Annotated in this window: 1 protein-coding gene; it reads left to right on the forward strand. The window is 37.6% G+C overall.

From position 1 onward, the window contains the following. The coding region (locus ACH5TX_RS00295; RefSeq protein ID WP_439337566.1) for a BspA family leucine-rich repeat surface protein at positions 1-2,140 on the forward strand (2,140 nt) is incomplete at both ends.

Raw genomic sequence — 2,140 nt, forward strand, 5'->3', positions numbered from 1 at the left:
CTCCAAATTACGATAATTTACTAATTGGTTGGAATGCTCAAAATTTAAATGCTAGTGTTGGTTTTGATGGAGGATTAAGTAAATATTGTGCCGGAGAAGCCGCCAGAGCCAATATGATAGCTAGTGATAATTGGAATATTACAGATGGTGGTTTTGCCGGAGGTACTCTAGACGATCTAACAGATCAAACAGCAACAAATAGTTTTACACTTCCTGCTATTACTGGTACAAATCTTACGGGTAACCAAGCCTATTATACAGGTCCAGGTGGTACAGGAACCATGTATAATGCAGGCGATGTTATTAACTATGCCGATTTTTCTTCGTACCCAATTACATTATATATTTACCAAAGTTATAACACTAGTTGTAATTCTGAACAAGATTTTTTATTAACCATTGATGATAGTGCTTGTGCTTTTGTTACGACATGGCGTACAACTACACCCAATGAGTCTATTACTATTCCCATTGCAAATGGTTCAAATTATAATGTAGACTGGGGAGATGGTAATGTTACAGTGGGTGAAACTACATCAGCAACTCATAATTATGCTGTAGCTGGAGATTATCAAGTTAGTATTACAGGTGTTTTTCCACGAATCTATTTTCAAACAGCAACATCTGCTCAAAAATTACGATCTGTAGACCAATGGGGGTGTAACCCTTGGACTTCTATGGCTGGGGCTTTTGCAACTTGTGGTAATTTGGTGGTTAACGCTTCAGATACACCAAATCTATCAAATGTTACTGATATGGGGCAAATGTTTATGTCCGCAACCTCCTTAGGAGGAGGTTCAGGAAATTGGAATTGGGATACAAGTAATGTTTTATTAATGAATTCATTATTTGAAAGAGCTAATTCATTTAATAAAGACATTGGGTTATGGGATACAAGTAATGTTACCAGTATGTATAGAATGTTTGCCCTTTCAACTTCATTTAACCAAAATATTGGTGCTTGGAATACGGGCAATGTGACTACCATGCAGGGTATGTTTACTTCTGCTTCTAACTTTAATCAAGATATAGGGGCTTGGAATACGGGGAATGTTACAGATATGAATACCATGTTTAACTCCACGCCATTTAATCAAGATATAGGGGGGTGGGATACGAGTAGTGTTGTAAAAATGAATCAAATGTTTCAACTTGCAACAGCTTTTAATCAAGATTTGAGTAATTGGGATGTAACTAATGTTACCAGAATGGACTATATGTTTGCAGTTGCTTCTAGTTTTAATGGAAATATAGGCGCTTGGAACCCAGTGAGTGTTACTAATATGAGGTCTATGTTTGAAGGAGCATCTGTGTTTAATCAAGATGTAGGTGCCTGGGATACTAGTAGTGTCACTAGTATGTACACCATGTTTGCTAATGCGGTTTCTTTTAATCAGGATTTAGGAAATTGGGATGTTACTAATTTATTAGCAGCGAATGGTATGTTCAATGGTGTCACTTTATCCATTGCTAATTATGATAGTTTATTAATAGGTTGGAATGCGCAAAATTTAAACTCTAATGTTCTTTTTAGTGGAGGTTTTAGCAAATATTGTGCAGGTGAAGCTGCCAAAGCTAATATGACATCTAATGATGGTTGGACTATAGGTGATGGTGGTTTCGCAGGCTCCACGGTAGATGATTTAACAGACCAAACGGTTATTGATAGTTTTACGTTTCCAACTATAACAGGAACTAATCTGTCTGGCAATGAAGCCTATTATACTTTAACTGGAGGAAATGGCACCGTATATAATGCAGGCGATGTTATTAATTATATCGATTTCCCATCTTATCCTGTGACTATTTATATTTACGATTATGCGAGTCCCAGTTGTAATGACGAAGAAGGTTTTTTACTCACAATTACATGTAGCACCCTTTGGTATGCCGATACCGATGGTGATGGTTTTGGTGATGCAAGCAACAGTACACAAGCTTGTACGGCACCAGCTGGCTATGTGCCTGATAATACCGATTGTGATGATACGAATGCCACAGTGTACCCGAATGCCCCAGAACTTTGTGATGGTCTTGATAACAATTGCGACGGACAAATAGACGAAGGTGTAACAACAACCTTCTTTGCCGATACTGATGGTGATGGTTTTGGAGATGCTTCAAATACTATACAAGCTTG

Source organism: Thalassobellus citreus (assembly GCF_044385915.1).
GTDB classification, from domain to species: domain Bacteria; phylum Bacteroidota; class Bacteroidia; order Flavobacteriales; family Flavobacteriaceae; genus Thalassobellus; species Thalassobellus citreus.